We start from the raw sequence: 16,269 nt of genomic DNA, 5'->3' as shown, positions 1-16,269 counted from the left end.
GGTCTACTCCGCCGCCGGAACGGCAGGCTCGTTGGCCTCCGACCCGGTGGGATAGTCAAGTTGCTGTGCCTGATGGCCGACGCTGCGGATCGTCATCACGACGTTGAACGCCCCGATCACGGCACCCACAAAGAACATCGCCCCGCCTATGGCGCGCGCGATGTAATAGGGGTGCATCTTCACCAGCGTGTCGGTGAAGGAATAGGCCAGCGTGCCGCTTTCGGTATAGGTGCGCCACATCAGCCCCTGGGTGATGCCGCTGTTCCACATCGCGAAGACGTAGACGACGGTCCCGCCCAGGGCGAGCCAGAAGTGCCATTCCACCAGCTTCCAGGAATACATCGTCTGCTTGCGCCACAGCACCGGAACAAGCGCATAGATCGACCCGAAGGTGATCAGCGCGACCCAGCCCATCGCCCCCGCATGCACATGTCCCACGGTCCAGTCGGTATAATGCGACAGCGAATTGACCGGGCGGATCGCCATGAACGATCCCTCGAAGGTGGACAGGCCATAGAATACCGCCGCCACCATCATGAACCGCAGCGTGGCGTCGTCCCGGACCTTGTGCCAGGCCCCGTTCAGCGTCATCAGCGCGTTGCCGGCACTGGCCCAGGACGGCACCAGCAGCATGACCGAAAAGGTCATGCCCAGCGTCTGCACCCATTCCGGAACGGCGGTATAGTGCAGGTGGTGCGATCCCGCCCAGATATAGAAGAAGGTGATCCCCCAGAAGGACAGGATCGACAGGCGATAGGAATAGATCGGCCGCTCGGCCCGCTTGGGCAGGAAATAGTAGAGCATTCCAAGGAAGCCTGCCGTCAGGAAGAAGGCCACCGCGTTATGGCCATACCACCATTGCGTCATGGCATCCTGCACGCCTGAAAAGGCCGAATAGCTTTTGGCTGCGCCGAAGGATGCCGGGACGGCCAGGTTGTTGACGATGTGCAGCACCGCCACGACCAGGATGAAGGCCAGGTAATACCAGTTGGCAACATAGATATGGGGCTCGTTCCGGCGGGCCAGCGTGCGGATATAGAGCACGAAATACACGATCCAGACGATCACCAGCCAGATGTCGGCATACCATTCCGGCTCTGCGTATTCCTTGGACTGGGTGACGCCCATCAGATAGCCGGTGGCCGCGATGATGCAGAACAGATTGAAGCCCAGCAGCACGAACCAGGGCGAGATGTGGCCCGCCATGCGCGCGCGGCTGGTGCGTTGCATGATGTGGAACGAGGTGGCGATCAGGGCATTGCCGCCGAAGCCGAAGATCACGCCGGACGTATGGACCGGCCGGATGCGCCCGAAGCTGGACCAGGCCGCGTCAAAGCGCAGGTCGGGCCAGGCCAGTTGCGCCGCGACCCAGACCCCCATGCCCATGCCCGCGACCGCCCAGACCAGCGTCAGCAGGATTCCGACCTTGGTGGGATCATCATAATAGGAGACCGCGCGATCCTCGGTCGGCTCGGGTTCGTAGAGCGCGCTGGCCAGAGCGAAGAACAGCGCCCCGGCAAGGATCAGCACGATCCAGCCATGCACCCCCATCGGATCGCCCCGCCCGATGACGGCCATGGCAAAGCCTGCCAGGGCGATCAGGACCGAAAGCAGCATCGCGGTCTGCCGTTCGGCTATGGTCAGACGCTTTATCATCGTGGGGTCTCCTTGTTCGGGACAAGCGGGGTGTCGCCGTCGTCATGCAGGATGCGTTCGGCATCGCCCGCCAGATCGTCGTATTGGCTGCTGCGAAGGCTCCAGAAGAAGGCGCCAAGGCCGATGGCACCCATGACCAGCGTGATCGGGATCAGCAGATAGAGGATCGTCATGCCGGCACCTCGCAAAGCACCGCACCGGGTGCCGCAATCGGCGCCCTGCGCCGGTTCAGGCGCAGCGAATTGGCCACCACCGCGACCGAGGAGGCCGACATGGCGATGGCGGCGATCAGCGGCGTGACAAGGCCCGCGACCGCCAGCGGGACCGCGATGCTGTTATAGAGGATCGCCAGGCCGAAATTCTGCCGGACGATGCGGCCGGTGCGGCGGGCAAGGCCGACGGCCTGCGGCACCGCGCGCAGATCGTCGCGAAGGAACACCAGATCGGCGGCGGCCCGGCCCGCATCCGATGCCGTTGCCGGCGCCATCGACACATGTGCGGCGGCCAGCGCCGCGGTGTCGTTCAGCCCGTCGCCCACCATCAGCACCCGGATGCCCTGCGCGCGCAGGTCGTCGAGCCGGGCGATCTTGTCCGCGGGCTTCATGCCCGATTGCGCCCCGCCCAGCCCCAGGAGGCGCCGGACCCGTTCCACGGCCGGGGCCGCGTCGCCGGACAGGATCTCGCCGGCCAGGTTCATCCCGGCCAGGGTCGCCACGGCATCCGCCGCGCCGTCGCGCAGGTCTTCGTCCAGCGCAAACCGCAGCATCGCGCCTCCGTCGAAGGCAAAGGCGGGACCGTCCCCGGTTGCCATATCGGCCGCGATCTCGCCGACCCAGACGGCCCGCCCCAGCCGCGCCCGCTGGCCGGCGATCACACCCTCGACGCCGAATCCGGGGCGTTCCACCACATCCATCGGCACATCCGCCGACATCATGGCGGGCGCGACAAGGCGCCTTGCGATCGCGCGCGCCGCCGGATGCGCCGACCGTGCGGCCAGCGACGTAACCGCCCTTCGCGACGCGGCATCCATGTCGGGCCATGCACGGATCGTCGGTTCGCCGGTTGTCAGCGTGCCGGTCTTGTCCCAGGCCACGCGGTCGATATGCGCCAGCCGTTCCAACGCCGATCCGTCCTTCATCAGGATGCCATCGGCCATCAACCGGCCGGCGGCGACGACATGGGCGACCGGAACGGCCAGGGCCAGCGCGCAGGGGCAGGTCACGATCAGCACGCTGATCGCCACGAACGCCGCCACCTGCCAATCGCCGGTCACGGCCATCCAGCCGATGAACGTCGCCAGCGCCAGCAGATGGATCAGCGGCGCATAAAGCCGCGCCGCGCGGTCGGCGATGCGCACATAGCGGCCGCGCCCTTCCTCGGCCGTGGCCAGCATCGCCATCATCTGCGCCAGGAAACTGTCGCTGACGGGGCGCAGGGCCACCGCGTCCACGGGGCCGGTCAGGTTCAGCGCCCCGGCCTCGACCTCGCAGCCGGCACCCACGCTGACGGGACGCGATTCTCCGGTGACGAGCGACCGGTCCAGATCGGAGGCACCGGCAAGGATGCGGACATCGACCGGGATCCGCTCGCCCGGCGCGATCCGCAGGACCATGCCCGCAACGATGGCATCGACCGTGACCGCGCGCGTCGCGCCCGAGGGCGCAACCTCGACCGCCTCGCGCACGGCAAGACGTGCCAGACCCGTCATCGCGCTGCGCGCCCGGTCCCGCATCCGGTGGTCCAGCCAGCGACCGATCAGCAGGAAGAAGGTCAGTGTCACGGCCGCGTCAAAGAATACCTGGTCCCCGCCGCGCGCGGTTTCGTACAGGCTCAGCGTCGTGGCCAGCGCGATGGCCAGCGCGATGGGCACATCCATGTTCACGCCGCCCCGGCGCAGTGCGCGCCAGGCTGAAACGAAAAAGAACCGCCCCGCATAGGCCACGATCGGCACCGCGATCAGCCCCGAGATCAGATGAAAGCTGTCCCGCGTCGCCCCGGTCGCGCCGGACCAGACCGCCACCGACAGCAGCATCACGTTCATCGCGCCGAACCCCGCCACGGCGACCGCGCGCAGCAGCGCCTGACCGGTCCGGTCGCCGGCCTCGACGAACAGATCAGCCGCGTCGATCGGGGTCGCCGGATGGCCGATCCGGTCCAGCGCGGCCAGAATCCCGGACAGATCGGCCGCTGCGGGCGAGGGTGTGACGCTGATCCGGCGCAGGGTCAGATTGGCGCGCGCGCGATCGACATCGGGGCGCGAGACAAGGGCGCGTTCGATCGCGGCAACGCAGCCGCCGCAGCGGATCGTCGGTGCGGACAGGGTCACGGTTCGAGAACCTGTCGAATGGAGGGCGGCAGAGGCAGGCATCGGAAAGACCCAACGATTTGGCCATCAACTCCTAGTGCCGCGTCGTCACCATTTCTTGATCTGGATCAAGTTGGCGAAGGATTGATTGCATAGCCTGATGCCATCGCACGTCATGTCGTCGCAGGAGGCGATCGGGTGCAAGTGCCCATCGACATCACCCTGGAACGCAACCGCCTTTCGCAGCATTTCGAGGCTCTCATTTCGCGGCAGGAACGGATGTGCCGCGATCTGGAATCGCTGGCCGACGACCTTCCCGACCGGATCGATACGCTGGCGGCCAAGATGCTGGCCGACGCGCTTCATCCGACCTTGCGGGCCTGCCAGGATCTTGAAGAAACCCACGTGTTTCCGGCGATCCTGACGTGGCAAGCGTCGATCGGCCCGACGCTGGACCGGCTGCGGGCGGAACATGTCGAGGACGAGGATCACGCCGCCATCGTCGCCGAAGCCATCATGCGCTTCGTCCGGTCGCGGAGACATGCGGAGGCCGATCAGCTCGGCTATCTCCTGCGCGGCCTGTTCCGGCCGCTGATGCGGCACTCGGCTTTCGATCGGGACGTGATCCTGCCTCTCTACCGGCAGGCGCTGTCGCGGCGCGACTAGGTTCCGCCCGCCGCGACCTCTTTCAATTCGTCCAGGTCCAGAACCTCGACATGCCGCGTTCTTTCAATCGCGATGGCGCCGTCCTTTCGCAACCTGGTCAATTGGCGGCTGACCGTCTCGGTCGTCAGGCCGAGAAAATCGGCGATGTCCGATCGCCCCATCGGCAGCGCGAAGGAGGTTGAATACCCCTCTTGCTGAGGACGGACATGGCGCGAAAGCATCAGCAGGAACGAGGCCACCTTCTCGGCCGCGTTCTTGCGACCCAGCGTCATCATCCAGTCGCGGGCATCGTCCAGCTGACGCAGCGCCTGGCGATGCATCCGCGTCTCGAAGGCCGCCGACCCGGCCATCATCGTCTGAAGCATGTCGAGCGGGAACGAGCACAGCCGCACATCGGTCGCCGCCTCGACCAGGACATCGCTTTCGCCGCCGAACGGCCGGCCCAGAAAATCCGGCGCGAACTGCAACTCGACGACCTGCTGGCGCCCGTCGGGCAGAAGCTTGGAAAGCTTCACGACTCCGCTGAGGATGTTCGAACAATGTTCGGGGCGTTCCCCGGCGGCGACAAGGGTCGTTCCGGCACCGTATTCGTGTCTGCTGCTGGTCCGACCCAGCCGCAACAGTTCCGGCGCATCAAGCGCGCCACAGATTCCGCGATGCCGTGCTTCGCAGGCGCGACACAGCACGGGGACGTCGGCGTTGTGAATGTCCATGCGCATATGTCGCTCCGTCCGTCCTCGACCGTCCCTGTCATTCTACGGCGTCACGGGCCGCCGTAAATCGGTATCATGGATGTCAATTTATTCGCCTGCCATTCTCTATGCAACCTTCCCGCCGCACGGCACCAGCGTCACCCGACATCCACGGGCGCAATTCTGCAATCCTGCGCGGCAGACAGGTCTTTCGGAGACGCATCTTTTCGCGCAAACGGCCAGACCGATCCCTGTCAGGGCAGAGGCGACACGCCTATCACCACCGGATGCAACACGATCAGCGTCACATACAGAGCCGCCGCGATCCCAAAGCGGATCGCGGCATGGGCGGACGAGACAGGACGCGGCACGAAGGGTCCGGTCCCCGCCGCGCGTCGCAGCGCGGCCCACTGCGCGACACCCATCTGGCGCTGCTTGCGCCGGTCCACGAGGCGCATTCCCAGAACGGCGAAGGCCGCGAATATGCCGAAAAGCAGGACATGCGCCAGATCGCCGTTGGGCACCATGTGGCTTGCAGCCCACAATGCCAGCGCCGCCAGCATGGGGTGCCGCAGCCAGCGCACGATCCCCGGCCTGGCGGGATCGAAACCCGAAGACCCGCCGCCGAAGGAAAAGGGATTGGGCCGGGCGATGGAGAAGGCGGCAATCAGGCATGCCAGTGCCATCGCGATCAACGGCACCAGGGTTTGCCAGGTCTGCCGCGGCCAAAGCTGCACGAAGGGCGCGCGACCCGCGGCGCCGATCATCCAGGCCAGCGCCGCAATCGACAGCGCCGAATACAGCAGGCCAAAGCCGCCGCGGCCCAGATATTCGACGCCACGCGCGCGGACGGCCGGACGCATCGGCAGCGAATGGCTGAGAAAGAACACCGCGATCGCGGCGGCGAATTCGATCCAGCCTGTCATGACTTCGGACGCAACCGCTGTCCCGGACGACATCATCCGCCGCGCCTGTTGCGCAGTCGTTTCAGCACGGTTCCATCGCTGGCGCATGTGAACCTGACCCGCCAATCGGCGGATTGAAAGGTGACACGGAACCGGCCCGCATCCGCGTCCTGGCCGACCTCGTACCGGGTTGTCACCGCTCCGTCGCGCATCTGACGGCGCAGATCGGACGGATCCAGTTCCAGAAGCGGGGCAAGGTCTTCCGCGGCGACTTCGACGCCCGTTTCGGTCAGCCTCAGCTTCACGACAATGCCTCCTTTACAGGCCGACCGCGCGGATCCAGCGCGCAATCGGCCAGGGTGAAATGGTCGAGCCGGTCCAGAAACGCGGCTTCGGCTGCGAAAAGAAAGGATTTCAGACGGCATTGCGGCGTGATCACGCAGGCCCCGCCATCGACCCGAAAGCATTCGACAAGCGGTTGATCGCGTTCCAGAACCCGCACCACCTCGCCCAGTCCGATCTGCGCCGCCGGTCGGGCCAGCATCGCCCCGCCTCCGGCACCACGTCTCGTTGTCAGAAAACCCGCATTGGCCAACGCCGCCATGGTCTTGGTCAGGTGATGGCGGGATATGCCGAACTCATCGGCGATCTCGGCGGTCGAAAAGGCGCGTTCCGGTTCGCTGGCGATCCGCATCAGCGCCCGGAGGCCGAAATCGGTGAAGGCGGTCAGACGCATCAGAAAATCTCGTCGGGGTTTACGTGGGCGTGTCGGCTCTATAAAACAGCATTGAAAATGCCTATTCAAGTGTGAATGACATGCCCCCTCCCCTAGCGACGCCCAAAGCAACCGTCACCCTCAGGCCAGAGATCACATCGGCCCTGATGGACCGGACAGGGCTGAATGACGCTGTTCTGACCCGTCTGGTTCACGGATTCTACGACCGGATCAGGCGAGACGCGCTTCTGGGTCCGATCTTCGCCGAACGGATCACCGACTGGCCGCCGCATCTCGACCGGATGGTCGATTTCTGGTCTTCCGTGGCCCTGATGACAGGTCGCTACCACGGCTCTCCGATGCAGGCGCATCTTGGGCTGCCGGTGGAGCAAGCACATTTCGATCGCTGGCTCGATCTGTTTTCACAGACCGCCCGCGAAACCTGTCCGCCGGAAGGTGCGGCGCATGTGATCGAGCGTGCCAGCCGCATCGCCGCATCGATTCACGGTAATATTGTGGACTGGCGCGGCGGATACGGCCGATCGACGCCACCGAGCCTGAGGCCGGCATGATCGGAATTCCGGTTCCGCCGGCGGCGCCCGGTTCCTGTCTCGCGTCAACGTCAGTCATTGATGCTTGCCGAGACGATGCCTGTCACGCCGGGATGACCCTTTCGGACGGGTTGATTTTCGACCGGCAGCAAGGAGCGAGCCGATGAACCGAACCCCGGCGGATGGATACGCCTCGCCACCCTGCTTCGCCCACGAACTGGAGACCATGCAAGACGGCATTGCGGCCGTCGATCCGGTTCAGAAACGCGACGTCGCCCGCTGGCGCAAGGCCGAGCGCGCGCGCCTCATCGACCTGCGCCTCGGGGTTTCGGCGGCAGAAAGGGCCAGGGTTGCCGTCGCGGTCGGTGCAGAGCTTGACCGAATCGTCGATCACGGTCCCGATACCGTCATCAGCCTCTACTGGCCCTTTCGCGGCGAACTCGATCTGCGCGGCTGGATGGAGCGGGCCTGCACGCAGGGATCGCGCGCCGCATTGCCGGTCGTCGTCGCCGAGGGCCAGCCCCTGGCGTTCCGCGAATGGCGACCCGATTGCCGCTGGGAACGCGGCGTCTGGAACATTCCGAACCCGGTCGGAACGGACGAGGTCGTGCCGGACATCCTCATCGCGCCCGTGGTCGGCTACGACCGCAGGCTTTTCCGGCTGGGCCATGGCGGCGGGTTTTTCGACCGGACACTGGCGGCATTGCCGTCCAGGCCGATATTCATCGGTGTGGGTCATCCCGTTGCCGCCATCGCCACGATCTATCCGCAGCCCCACGACATTCCGATGGACATGGTGCTGACCGGAGCGGGCGATATGCCGAAGGAGGAAAGATGACCCAAATCTGGTTGAGACGTGCCTATGAAAAGCCCGGCCCATCCGACGGACAGCGGATCCTCGTGGATCGCATCTGGCCGCGCGGCGTCTCGAAAGAGGCGCTGGAACTGGATGACTGGATGAAGGACATCGCGCCAAGTGACGGCCTGCGCGACTGGTTCGATCACGACCCGGACAAGTGGCAGGAATTCAAGCGCCGCTATGCGGGCGAACTGGATGCAAACCACGATCTTGTCGCAGCGTTGCGCCAGCGACTGGAATCGGGCCGGGTCACGCTGGTTTATGGCGCGAAAGATGACGAACACAACAACGCGGTGGCGCTGAAAGCCTACCTGAGCGCCGTTGAGACATAGCCAAGACATGGGCCGGTCGGCGCCGGATCGCTGCGCCTAGATCGACTGCATGGTCAGAACCTTTCCGGTCCATTCCGGGTTGTCAACCGCGTCGGCCAGGACGGCGGCGACATCGCCTCGTGCGGCCTTGCCGGTCACGTCGACTTCATCGCCAAAGCGCATGTTTCGCGTGCCCTCGTCGTCGGTCAGCGCGACAGGGCGGAGAATGGCGAATTCAAGCCCCGAAGAGATCAGATGCTCGTCGGCATCGTGCTTGGCCTGAAGGTAGTGTCCAAGCTTGCTGTCCCCGTCGGGATTGTCGGCGCCGACGGAACTGAGCATGACGAAGCGCCGCACGCCCGCCCGGACAGCCAGGTCCACCAGACGCCTGGCGCCGTCGCGATCGACCTTGTCAGTCATCTCGGGTCCGGTGGAACTGCCCGAGCCCGCCGCGAAAATCACCGCCTCGCAGCCCTCGCAGATCCCGTCCCGCAGGTCCGTCAGATCGCCCCGGCGGATCTGCACCTCGGAGGGAAGCTGGCCGGTGTCGGACGAATCCCGCACCAACGCGATCGGGGAATGGCCCTTCGTCTTCAACGCCTGGATCAGGCGCAGACCGGTCTGGCCAGTGGCGCCGGCAACAAGGATGTTCATCGTTTTCTCCGTTGGTCGGAATGCGTGCGCGCCCCCGGGCACGGGCCCGGCATGGCGGGAAGGCCGGCAACACCGCCCCGCCTTTGCATTTTACAGAAGGCTCAGCAGCTTGTGTGCGGCAGCCTCTGACGAGGCCGGATTCTGGCCGGTCACCAGCTTTCCATCCGTCACCACGAACGAGGTCCAATCATCGCCCTTCTGGTAGTCGCCGCCGTTCTTCTTCAGCATGTCCTCGACCAGGAACGGCACGATATCGGTCAGGCCGACACCGTCTTCCTCGGTGTTGGCAAAGCCTGTGACCTTCTTGCCGGAAACAAGCGGCTTGCCGTCCGAACCCTCGACATGCCGGAACACCGCCGGGGCATGGCAAACCGCGCCGATGGGACGGTCGTTCGCGGCGAAGGCTTCTATCAGCGACCTGCTGTCGCCATCCTCGGCCAGATCCCAGAGCGGACCGTGGCCGCCGGGATAGAAAATGGCGTCGAATCCGTCGGCCGAAACGGTGGACAGCACGGCGGTGTTGGCCAGCGCGCGTTGGGCCGCGTCATCGGCCTTGAACCGCTTCGTGGCCTCGGTCTGCGCGTCCTCGGAATCGCTTGACGGATCCAGCGGCGGCTGGCCACCCTTGGGCGAGGCCAGCGTGATCTCGGCACCGGCATCCTTGAAGACGTAATAGGGGGCCGCAAATTCTTCCAGCCAGAAGCCGGTCTTCTTGCCGGTATCGCCCAACCGGTCGTGGGATGTGAGAACCATGAGTATCTTCATCGGAATCTTTCCTTTTCCTGATCTTTTCAGCGATTCAGCTTGATGACGCGCTTGCCGAAGGCCTCGCCCCGCAACAAGCCAACGAATGCGCGCGGGGCCTGTTCCAGACCTTCGATGACCTCCTCGCGATACTTGATTTTCCCCTCCTTCACCCATGCGCGCATCTGTTCGGCGAATTCGGGATAGAGATGGCCGAAATCATCGAAGACGATGAAGCCGCGCATGGTCATCCGCTTGCGCAGGATGGTTCCCAAAAGCAGATTCAGCCGGTCCGGGCCATCCGGCAGCGAGGTGGCGTTGTATTGCGAAATCAACCCGCAGACCGGGATCCGCGCGGACGGGTTCAAAAGCGGCATGACGGCATCGAACACCGCGCCGCCGACATTCTCGAAATAGATATCGATTCCACCCGGAACCGCCTTTTCCAGAGCCTGCGCAAAGCCCTCGGACTTGTAGTCGATGCAGTCGTCGAACCCGAGGGCATCGACCACATGGGCGCATTTCTCGGGACCGCCAGCGATGCCCACGACACGAAGCCCGAGGATCCTGCCGATCTGGCCGACCGTCGCACCCACAGGGCCGCTGGCCCCGGCAACGACCAGCGTCTCGCCGGCCTTCGGTTGACCGATCCGGGTCAGGCCGGCCCAGGCGGTCAGCCCCGGCATGCCCAGAACCCCGAGCGCCCAGGACGGATTTTCGGGGTTCTTGCCCATGTTCAGGACACCGGTACCGTCGGACAGCGCATAATCCTGCCAGCCACCGAAGGCCTGAACCCAGTCGCCTTCGTCAAAGCCGTCGATATCCGAACTGACGACCTGCGCGACGGTGCCGCCGACCATGACCTCTCCGATTCCGACAGGCGCGGCGTAGGAGGGCGCGTCACTCATCCGACCGCGCATGTAGGGATCGAGCGACAGATATTCGTTGCGCAGCAGCATCTGGTTCTTGCCGGGCGCCGGCACATCGCCGGTTTCCAGCCGCAGCGTGCTGTCATCCGGCTCGCCTCTTGGGCGTTCGGCCAGGACGAATCTGCGGTTCAGGGTATCGGATCGGGGCATGGGTCGGGTCCTTTTCTCGGCGTCCGGTCGGGACGGCGCGCAAGAGCGGCGGGGCGGATCGTTGTCGAACGCAGGAAGACGGGCCCGAGTTCGGACCCGTCCGATGCGACATTATCGCACGGCTGCATCGAGCCTCAGGCGGCTGCGGAAGCCTTGGTCCAGGCGAAAGCCTTCATTGGCTCGTCCACCGGTGTTTGTGCCAGATGATTGGTGTAGTTCGACATCACCTTCTGCGCCACGCCCAGGACCACTTCGAGGATTTGGCGCTTGGTGTAGCCCGCTTCAAGAAATGCCTGCACCTGGTCCTCGCCGAGATCGCCGCGCTGGCGCACCACCTGCAGCGTGAAGGTCCGCAAGGCTTCGAGACGCGCATCGGGCAGCGGCGTTTCGTTTCGCAGCGACTCGGTGATCGCGTCGTCCACCTTCATCATCTTGGCGATCCCGGTATGTGCGGGCACGCAATAATGGCATCCATGCTCGACATTGATGGTCTGCCAGACGACCGTCATCTCGTCCTTGTTGAAGCTGGTTTTTTGCGCAAAGAGTTGATGCAGATGCTTGTAGCCGTCCAGAAGGGCCGGAGCCTCTGCCATCACCGCATGCAGACCGGGAACGCGGCCAAAGCCCTTGCGGCTGTCTTCAAGAAGCGCCTGGCTTTCCTCGGGGGCGCTTTCCAGCGTGTGAAGAGTGAAATCGGCCATCGGATCGTCCTTTCTTGAGTGATCGATCAAGTGTTCGACTTGGCAAGTAGCTTTACTTGAGCACTTGTTCAAGTTATTTTTGAACACTTGCTCATGAATCGAACGGATGGGTGCGCGGATGGCCAGGCGAGCCGGCTATGACAGGGACGAGGTGCTTGCCAGGGCACAGGCGCTGTTCTGGCGCAAGGGCTATCACACGACGTCGCTGAAGGACCTCGAAGCGGCCTTGAACATGCGACCCGGCTCGATCTATGCGGCCTTCGGGTCCAAGGAGGCGCTGTTTGCCGAGACGCTTCACATCTACGCACGGCGATCGCGCGAACAGCTTCGACAGGCAAGGGTCGCGAAAGCATCGCCATTGGCCGGACTTGCAGCCTATGTGCGGGCGTTGGGCTGCATTCAGGCCGACGCGGTGCCCTCGCGCGCCTGCATGCTGGTCAAGACGCTGCTGGAGACGCCTGACGACGACACGGTCCTGCGCCGTCTGACCGAAGAGATCATGGAGGGAATGGAGGCAGAGTTTGCCACCGCATTCCGCGCAGCCCAGACTGCCGGCGAACTGCCCGACGGCACTGATCCCGAACGTCTGGCCTGCCGGTTGCAGGCCGAGATTTTCGGTCTGCGGGCCTATGCGCAACGTAGCGACGCGCAGGACAAGGTTGCCCGCCTCGCCGAGGACATCGCCCGAGACATCGAGCGATTGGCAGATCGCTGATCCCTGCAAAAGCCATCCTGTCGAAACGTCGGCAGCGGCGCGCAGGGTCAGTCCTGCCAGTCAAGCTCATGACACCACCGCCGTCAGGCGGGCGAGGCGATGTCGGAATTTCGCAGCCCTGCGAATTGCACAGAATGCCGTCCGGGGTTATCCAGACGCCCGAGGCTTCCATGGCTGATCTGGAACGACGGCCACCTTACAAAGGCATTCGTTGCAGCTTCATCCGGAAGATGAGCCTCAAATGAAACAGTGACCCGGGGAGCGGACAAGAGCACGAGACCTTGAGAATACACCAGGTTCCCATCAAGAATGGATGCCACCGTTCGGGCGGCGAAAATCCGAGCTGTCGATTCAGTCTGGGGCGCGAGATCCGGTTCAGTTTTGCCCCCGTCGTGCGAGTGGACAAAAAAGTTGACATTAGAAGGCTGATGTCAACAGGAAGCGTGAAAAAGAGGAGATGAAGAAAGACTATAGCAGCAAGGATTCGCAAGGCCTTCATTTCGATCTTTCAACTCGCGAAAAGTTCACGTAAGCACTGCGTAAGCAGTTGCGATACGGTAAGCACCCATAGCTCAGCTGGATAGAGCGCTACCCTCCGAAGGCGGATGTCAAGTCTGGCGAAAGCGAAAGGTGTTGGAAGAAAGAAGTGACTAAACAACGGCTTGAGCGGATATCGGGTTCGCTCTTTAACGAGCCGAAAATCTTGCGTAAGCATGGCGTAAGCATCTCGCGAACGGTATGCACCCGTAGCTCAGCTGGATAGAGCGCTGCCCTCCGAAGGCAGAGGTCACAGGTTCGAATCCTGTCGGGTGCGCCATTTCTTCAATAAAATCATATAGATAGAATTGGGCAGCTTCGGTAACACCTGCTTACGCGCTGCTTACTTGGCACTTTTGGAGCAGACTTTCGCAGAAGATGCATGAAGGTAACCACAGTGTTCGATGCCTGCCATCACAGAGGTTCGCGTCGCGGCTCATAAATGCGCAGCCTCAGGTCACCTCGGCAAAACTCTTCAATGTTTCTCGCTGAATTTCGAGAGTTGTCCAATGCTGTTGCTCACGATCTCTTCCACAAAGTCAGCAACCGCTCTGACCCGGGCCGATGCGACCAAGTCTGAGTGCAGGACAAGCCATAGGTCTTGTTTGATGGTATCCGCCTCACTTGGCACGTGGCGCAGGGAGGGCTCGTTCGCCGCTAGAAAGCACGGCAAGACCGCCATCCCAAGACTCTCGCGAGCGGCGACTAGCTGTGCATAGAGACTGGTTACGACAAGTGCCGGACTTCTGCCCTGAAGTGTTCGTTCAACCCATTTTGCTGCCGGAAGGTCCTGGTAGCTATCCGACCACGCGATGAAGTGATCCGTATCAAGACGGCCCGCGTCGCTCCTAACTTCAGTACCGCCCTGTTGAGAGAGATACTCGGACGATGCGTAGAGGCCATAGCGCATTTCACCCAACCGTTTGATCGTGACGTTGCCCTGGGTTGGGCGGACCAACCGAAGCGCGAGGTCCGCTTCCCGTCGATGAAGGTTGGCGGATTGAATGTCGGTCAAGACCTCAACCACTAGATTGGGGTGCTTTCTGCGCAGCGAACTCAACGCTGGGAGGATGATAAAGTTGGCGAGGTTTTCGGCTGTCGCCAGTCGAACGTGACCGCTTACTGTATCAGTAGGCTCAGCGCGGCGCTCGAACGCCAGTGCGGCATCCTCAACCTTCTCGGCGCGATCGACAAGATCGCGACCTTCGTCGGTGAGAACGAATCCTGTTTGCGCCCTTTGGAAGAGGCGTACACCCAAGGCTGCCTCTAATGACTCTACGCGTCTGCCAACGGTGGTTGCATTGACACCCAGTGTGTTGGCGGCCTGATTGAGGCTACCGCCTCGCGCGACCGCTAGAAAATCCCGAATGGTGTTCCAGTCAGAGTGCTGCATATTTGCAGCATAGGGATGCATTGGGTTCTCTACAAGTCCACATCATGCAGGTCTAGGTTTGGATAAACCACAGGATATGGAGCGAGCATCACCAATGACACCAGAATCAACATCGATTTCGACAGTTCAGCTTGGGTCTGCCGAAAACCCATTGACCGTCTCCGCCCTCGGTCTCGGCTGTATGGGCATGAGTGAATTCTACGGCCCCCGCGACGACGAGCAGTCTTTAGCGACGCTCAATCGGGCCATCGACCTTGGCGTGAGCTTTCTTGATACAGCTGAGACATATGGCCTCGGTCACAACGAAGAATTGATCGGCCGCCTGATTGCCGAACGCGGAAGCGATGCCATGACGATCGCCACGAAGTTCGGCATCCGCCGAGAACCTGGTGCCTACGCGCGCGGCATCTCCAACGATCCCGCTTACATTCGTGAAGCTTGCGAAAAGTCGCTCAAGCGTCTCGGGGTCGAGACAATCGATCTCTACTATATCCACCGGATCGAGAAAGAACGGCCGATTGAAGAAGTGATGGAGGCACTGTCGCAGCTCGTGGATGAGGGCAAGATCAGGCACATCGGGATCTGCGAAGCCAGTCCCACAACGCTTCGCCGGGCTAATGCGGTTCATCAGATTACGGCGCTTCAATCGGAGTATTCGCTGTGGACGCGCGATCCCGAAGACGGAGTCTTCGACACCTGCCGCGAGATGGGGATTGGATTTGTGCCATATTCGCCCTTGGGTCGTGGATTCCTGACGGGCGCGATGAGCTCGACCGATGGCTTGGCCGACAATGATTTCCGCCGTTCCAATCCGCGTTTCGCGGACGAAAGCATCAATCGCAACCTGTTCATCGTGCAAGCGGTTCAGGCGATGGCGTCGGACAAAGGCTGCACCCCAGCACAGGTCGCTCTTGCATGGGTGATCGCACAAGGGAAAGAGCATGGCGTCTCGATGGTTCCCATCCCAGGAACCAAACGCTCGAAATACCTCGAACAGAATGTTGGCGCACTTTCTGTCGAACTGACGCGCGAAGATCTCGACGACCTCAACCGCCTGGTCCCGCCCGGTGCCGCTTCAGGCGAACGCTACACCGTCGAAGGCATGAAAGGGGTGAACGCATGAGCCGGGAAAGAGAGCCTCTCGCATCCGCCATGGGCCTGCTTGAACGGCTTGAGCCGGGTGCACCGAACCGGGTCCAGGCCAATCTTGATGCCTTTTCGCCCGAGGCAGCAGAACTCATTCTGGGCTATGCCTTCTCCGATATCGTCAGCCGTGATGGAATTGATCTACGCACGCGTGAAATGCTCACCGTTGCCATGCTGGCGGCCATGGGCACCGCTCAGGGGCAGCTTGAGTTCCATATAAGAGCCGCGATGAATACGGGCGTGACGCGAGAAGAAATCGTCGAAATCGTCCTGCAAGTATCGGTTTATGCTGGCGTTCCCGCTGCGATGAACGCCGTTACTGCAGCAAAAGCCGCCTTTGCGAACATCAGCGTCTGATTTGATGTTAAGCGGTTTTGGCTTCCATGTTGCCAAAAGCTCTTTCAGCTCTCTCAAGCTGAAGGCAGTCGATTGCGAACTAAGGAGAAATTCCGGTGATCGGCATTGATCTGCGTGATCTGGAAATACTTCGCGTTGTGGCTGCCGCGGGTAGCTTTCGCAAAGCAGGGCAGAAGCTTGGTATAGGTCAATCCGCTGTTTCTCGTCGGGTACACAAAGTCGAAGAATTTCTCGGCATCTCAGTCTTTGAGCGTCAAACAACTGGTGCCAGCTTGACCTATGT

At 62.6% G+C, this 16,269-nt stretch carries 20 protein-coding genes and 1 tRNA gene; 9 read left to right on the top strand and 12 right to left on the bottom strand.

What is annotated here, in order from left to right; all coding sequences use genetic code 11:
• Positions 1 to 3: 3 nt before the first annotated feature.
• The 3 genes from ccoN to B4L36_RS00475 are packed head-to-tail and all read right to left on the bottom strand — an operon-like array spanning position 4 to position 3,982.
• The gene (ccoN, locus tag B4L36_RS00485) at positions 4 to 1,656 is read right to left on the bottom strand and encodes a cytochrome-c oxidase, cbb3-type subunit I (protein ID WP_292950773.1); all 1,653 of its coding nucleotides are present in this window, start codon (positions 1,654 to 1,656) and stop codon (positions 4 to 6) included.
• Positions 1,653 to 1,829 (bottom strand): cbb3-type cytochrome oxidase assembly protein CcoS, encoded by a 177-nt coding sequence (ccoS, locus tag B4L36_RS00480; RefSeq protein WP_292950771.1) that lies wholly within the window; start codon positions 1,827 to 1,829, stop codon positions 1,653 to 1,655. Before ccoS ends, ccoN begins: the two co-directional genes overlap by 4 nt.
• Positions 1,826 to 3,982 (bottom strand): heavy metal translocating P-type ATPase, encoded by a 2,157-nt coding sequence (locus B4L36_RS00475; RefSeq protein WP_292950769.1) that lies wholly within the window; start codon positions 3,980 to 3,982, stop codon positions 1,826 to 1,828. Before B4L36_RS00475 ends, ccoS begins: the two co-directional genes overlap by 4 nt.
• A 177-nt stretch (positions 3,983 to 4,159) precedes the next feature.
• Here B4L36_RS00475 and B4L36_RS00470 point away from each other — a divergent pair, with 177 nt between their 5' ends.
• Positions 4,160 to 4,627, top strand: a complete 468-nt coding sequence (locus B4L36_RS00470; protein ID WP_292950767.1) for a hemerythrin domain-containing protein — start codon at positions 4,160 to 4,162, stop codon at positions 4,625 to 4,627.
• On the opposite strand, the gene B4L36_RS00465 is transcribed toward B4L36_RS00470, so the two are convergent.
• The 4 genes from B4L36_RS00465 to B4L36_RS00450 all read right to left on the bottom strand — a co-directional run bounded on the left by B4L36_RS00465 (position 4,624) and on the right by B4L36_RS00450 (position 6,960).
• Positions 4,624 to 5,340, bottom strand: coding sequence for a Crp/Fnr family transcriptional regulator (locus B4L36_RS00465; protein WP_292950765.1), 717 nt, complete (start codon positions 5,338 to 5,340; stop codon positions 4,624 to 4,626). The genes B4L36_RS00470 and B4L36_RS00465 overlap by 4 nt on opposite strands.
• 233 nt (positions 5,341 to 5,573) lie before the next feature.
• Positions 5,574 to 6,245 (bottom strand): NnrU family protein, encoded by a 672-nt coding sequence (locus B4L36_RS00460; RefSeq protein ID WP_292950763.1) that lies wholly within the window; start codon positions 6,243 to 6,245, stop codon positions 5,574 to 5,576.
• A 32-nt stretch (positions 6,246 to 6,277) separates the two neighbouring features.
• Entirely contained in the window at positions 6,278 to 6,529 is a 252-nt protein-coding gene (locus tag B4L36_RS00455; RefSeq protein WP_292950761.1) for a DUF6522 family protein, read from the bottom strand.
• Complete coding sequence (locus tag B4L36_RS00450; protein WP_292950759.1) at positions 6,526 to 6,960, bottom strand: RrF2 family transcriptional regulator; 435 nt, start codon at positions 6,958 to 6,960, stop codon at positions 6,526 to 6,528. The genes B4L36_RS00455 and B4L36_RS00450 overlap by 4 nt, the downstream gene beginning before the upstream one ends.
• 80 nt (positions 6,961 to 7,040) lie before the next feature.
• On the opposite strand from B4L36_RS00450, the gene B4L36_RS00445 reads away from it, so the two are divergent.
• From B4L36_RS00445 to B4L36_RS00435, 3 genes are all read left to right on the top strand, one after another.
• Positions 7,041 to 7,511: a group III truncated hemoglobin gene (locus tag B4L36_RS00445; RefSeq protein WP_292950877.1), complete on the top strand. Its 471-nt coding sequence runs from the start codon at positions 7,041 to 7,043 to the stop codon at positions 7,509 to 7,511.
• A gap of 142 nt (positions 7,512 to 7,653) precedes the next feature.
• Positions 7,654 to 8,328 carry a 5-formyltetrahydrofolate cyclo-ligase gene (locus tag B4L36_RS00440; protein ID WP_292950757.1) on the top strand — a complete coding sequence of 225 codons (675 nt, stop codon included), beginning with the start codon at positions 7,654 to 7,656 and terminating at the stop codon, positions 8,326 to 8,328.
• Positions 8,325 to 8,681 carry a DUF488 domain-containing protein gene (locus B4L36_RS00435; RefSeq protein WP_292950755.1) on the top strand — a complete coding sequence of 119 codons (357 nt, stop codon included), beginning with the start codon at positions 8,325 to 8,327 and terminating at the stop codon, positions 8,679 to 8,681. The genes B4L36_RS00440 and B4L36_RS00435 overlap by 4 nt, the downstream gene beginning before the upstream one ends.
• Positions 8,682 to 8,717: 36 nt before the next feature.
• Here B4L36_RS00435 and B4L36_RS00430 read toward each other — a convergent pair whose 3' ends face one another.
• The 4 genes from B4L36_RS00430 to B4L36_RS00415 all read right to left on the bottom strand — a co-directional run bounded on the left by B4L36_RS00430 (position 8,718) and on the right by B4L36_RS00415 (position 11,838).
• Positions 8,718 to 9,314 carry an SDR family oxidoreductase gene (locus tag B4L36_RS00430; protein WP_292950753.1) on the bottom strand — a complete coding sequence of 199 codons (597 nt, stop codon included), beginning with the start codon at positions 9,312 to 9,314 and terminating at the stop codon, positions 8,718 to 8,720.
• A 90-nt stretch (positions 9,315 to 9,404) separates the two neighbouring features.
• A complete protein-coding gene (locus B4L36_RS00425) occupies positions 9,405 to 10,079 on the bottom strand; it encodes a type 1 glutamine amidotransferase domain-containing protein (RefSeq protein WP_292950751.1) in 675 nt (224 codons plus the stop codon).
• 26 nt (positions 10,080 to 10,105) lie between these two features.
• On the bottom strand, positions 10,106 to 11,137 hold the full coding sequence (locus B4L36_RS00420; RefSeq protein WP_292950749.1) for an NADP-dependent oxidoreductase: 1,032 nt from the start codon (positions 11,135 to 11,137) through the stop codon (positions 10,106 to 10,108).
• Positions 11,138 to 11,271: 134 nt separating this feature from the next.
• Positions 11,272 to 11,838 (bottom strand): carboxymuconolactone decarboxylase family protein, encoded by a 567-nt coding sequence (locus B4L36_RS00415; RefSeq protein ID WP_292950876.1) that lies wholly within the window; start codon positions 11,836 to 11,838, stop codon positions 11,272 to 11,274.
• A gap of 118 nt (positions 11,839 to 11,956) precedes the next feature.
• Here B4L36_RS00415 and B4L36_RS00410 point away from each other — a divergent pair, with 118 nt between their 5' ends.
• Both B4L36_RS00410 and B4L36_RS00405 read left to right on the top strand, forming a co-directional pair.
• Complete coding sequence (locus B4L36_RS00410; RefSeq protein WP_292950747.1) at positions 11,957 to 12,553, top strand: TetR/AcrR family transcriptional regulator; 597 nt, start codon at positions 11,957 to 11,959, stop codon at positions 12,551 to 12,553.
• A 740-nt stretch (positions 12,554 to 13,293) separates the two neighbouring features.
• A tRNA-Arg gene (locus B4L36_RS00405) sits at positions 13,294 to 13,370 on the top strand.
• Positions 13,371 to 13,565: 195 nt separating this feature from the next.
• Here the strand turns inward: B4L36_RS00405 and B4L36_RS00400 are convergent.
• The gene (locus B4L36_RS00400; RefSeq protein ID WP_292950745.1) at positions 13,566 to 14,504 is read right to left on the bottom strand and encodes a LysR family transcriptional regulator; all 939 of its coding nucleotides are present in this window, start codon (positions 14,502 to 14,504) and stop codon (positions 13,566 to 13,568) included.
• Positions 14,505 to 14,559: 55 nt separating this feature from the next.
• Here B4L36_RS00400 and B4L36_RS00395 point away from each other — a divergent pair, with 55 nt between their 5' ends.
• The 3 genes from B4L36_RS00395 to B4L36_RS00385 all read left to right on the top strand — a co-directional run.
• Entirely contained in the window at positions 14,560 to 15,606 is a 1,047-nt protein-coding gene (locus B4L36_RS00395; RefSeq protein ID WP_349675814.1) for an aldo/keto reductase, read from the top strand.
• 29 nt (positions 15,607 to 15,635) lie between these two features.
• Complete coding sequence (locus tag B4L36_RS00390) at positions 15,636 to 15,986, top strand: carboxymuconolactone decarboxylase family protein (protein ID WP_172841148.1); 351 nt, start codon at positions 15,636 to 15,638, stop codon at positions 15,984 to 15,986.
• A 95-nt stretch (positions 15,987 to 16,081) separates the two neighbouring features.
• Positions 16,082 to 16,269, top strand: a 188-nt coding sequence (locus tag B4L36_RS00385) for a helix-turn-helix domain-containing protein (RefSeq protein WP_292950738.1), incomplete at its 3' end; no start/stop codon positions are given.

Source organism: Paracoccus sp. UBA889, from assembly GCA_002294185.1.
In the GTDB taxonomy this organism is placed as follows: Bacteria; Pseudomonadota; Alphaproteobacteria; order Rhodobacterales; family Rhodobacteraceae; genus Paracoccus.
The sequence above is the reverse complement of the archived record's forward strand: the minus strand, read 5'-3'. Positions and strand labels throughout refer to the sequence as shown.

Excerpts from the sequence above, each read along its gene's own strand:
- B4L36_RS00425 (WP_292950751.1), bottom strand. The coding sequence starts at position 10,079 with ATGAAGATACTCATGGTTCTCACATCCCACGACCGGTTGGGCGATACC.
- B4L36_RS00415 (WP_292950876.1), bottom strand. The coding sequence starts at position 11,838 with ATGGCCGATTTCACTCTTCACACGCTGGAAAGCGCCCCCGAGGAAAGC.
- B4L36_RS00435 (WP_292950755.1), top strand. The coding sequence starts at position 8,325 with ATGACCCAAATCTGGTTGAGACGTGCCTATGAAAAGCCCGGCCCATCC.
- B4L36_RS00400 (WP_292950745.1), bottom strand. The coding sequence starts at position 14,504 with ATGCATCCCTATGCTGCAAATATGCAGCACTCTGACTGGAACACCATT.
- B4L36_RS00410 (WP_292950747.1), top strand. The coding sequence starts at position 11,957 with ATGGCCAGGCGAGCCGGCTATGACAGGGACGAGGTGCTTGCCAGGGCA.
- B4L36_RS00390 (WP_172841148.1), top strand. The coding sequence starts at position 15,636 with ATGGGCCTGCTTGAACGGCTTGAGCCGGGTGCACCGAACCGGGTCCAG.
- B4L36_RS00445 (WP_292950877.1), top strand. The coding sequence starts at position 7,041 with ATGCCCCCTCCCCTAGCGACGCCCAAAGCAACCGTCACCCTCAGGCCA.
- B4L36_RS00450 (WP_292950759.1), bottom strand. The coding sequence starts at position 6,960 with ATGCGTCTGACCGCCTTCACCGATTTCGGCCTCCGGGCGCTGATGCGG.
- B4L36_RS00420 (WP_292950749.1), bottom strand. The coding sequence starts at position 11,137 with ATGCCCCGATCCGATACCCTGAACCGCAGATTCGTCCTGGCCGAACGC.
- B4L36_RS00460 (WP_292950763.1), bottom strand. The coding sequence starts at position 6,245 with ATGACAGGCTGGATCGAATTCGCCGCCGCGATCGCGGTGTTCTTTCTC.
- ccoS (WP_292950771.1), bottom strand. The coding sequence starts at position 1,829 with ATGACGATCCTCTATCTGCTGATCCCGATCACGCTGGTCATGGGTGCC.
- B4L36_RS00430 (WP_292950753.1), bottom strand. The coding sequence starts at position 9,314 with ATGAACATCCTTGTTGCCGGCGCCACTGGCCAGACCGGTCTGCGCCTG.
- B4L36_RS00440 (WP_292950757.1), top strand. The coding sequence starts at position 7,654 with ATGAACCGAACCCCGGCGGATGGATACGCCTCGCCACCCTGCTTCGCC.
- B4L36_RS00465 (WP_292950765.1), bottom strand. The coding sequence starts at position 5,340 with ATGGACATTCACAACGCCGACGTCCCCGTGCTGTGTCGCGCCTGCGAA.
- B4L36_RS00395 (WP_349675814.1), top strand. The coding sequence starts at position 14,560 with ATGGAGCGAGCATCACCAATGACACCAGAATCAACATCGATTTCGACA.
- ccoN (WP_292950773.1), bottom strand. The coding sequence starts at position 1,656 with ATGATAAAGCGTCTGACCATAGCCGAACGGCAGACCGCGATGCTGCTT.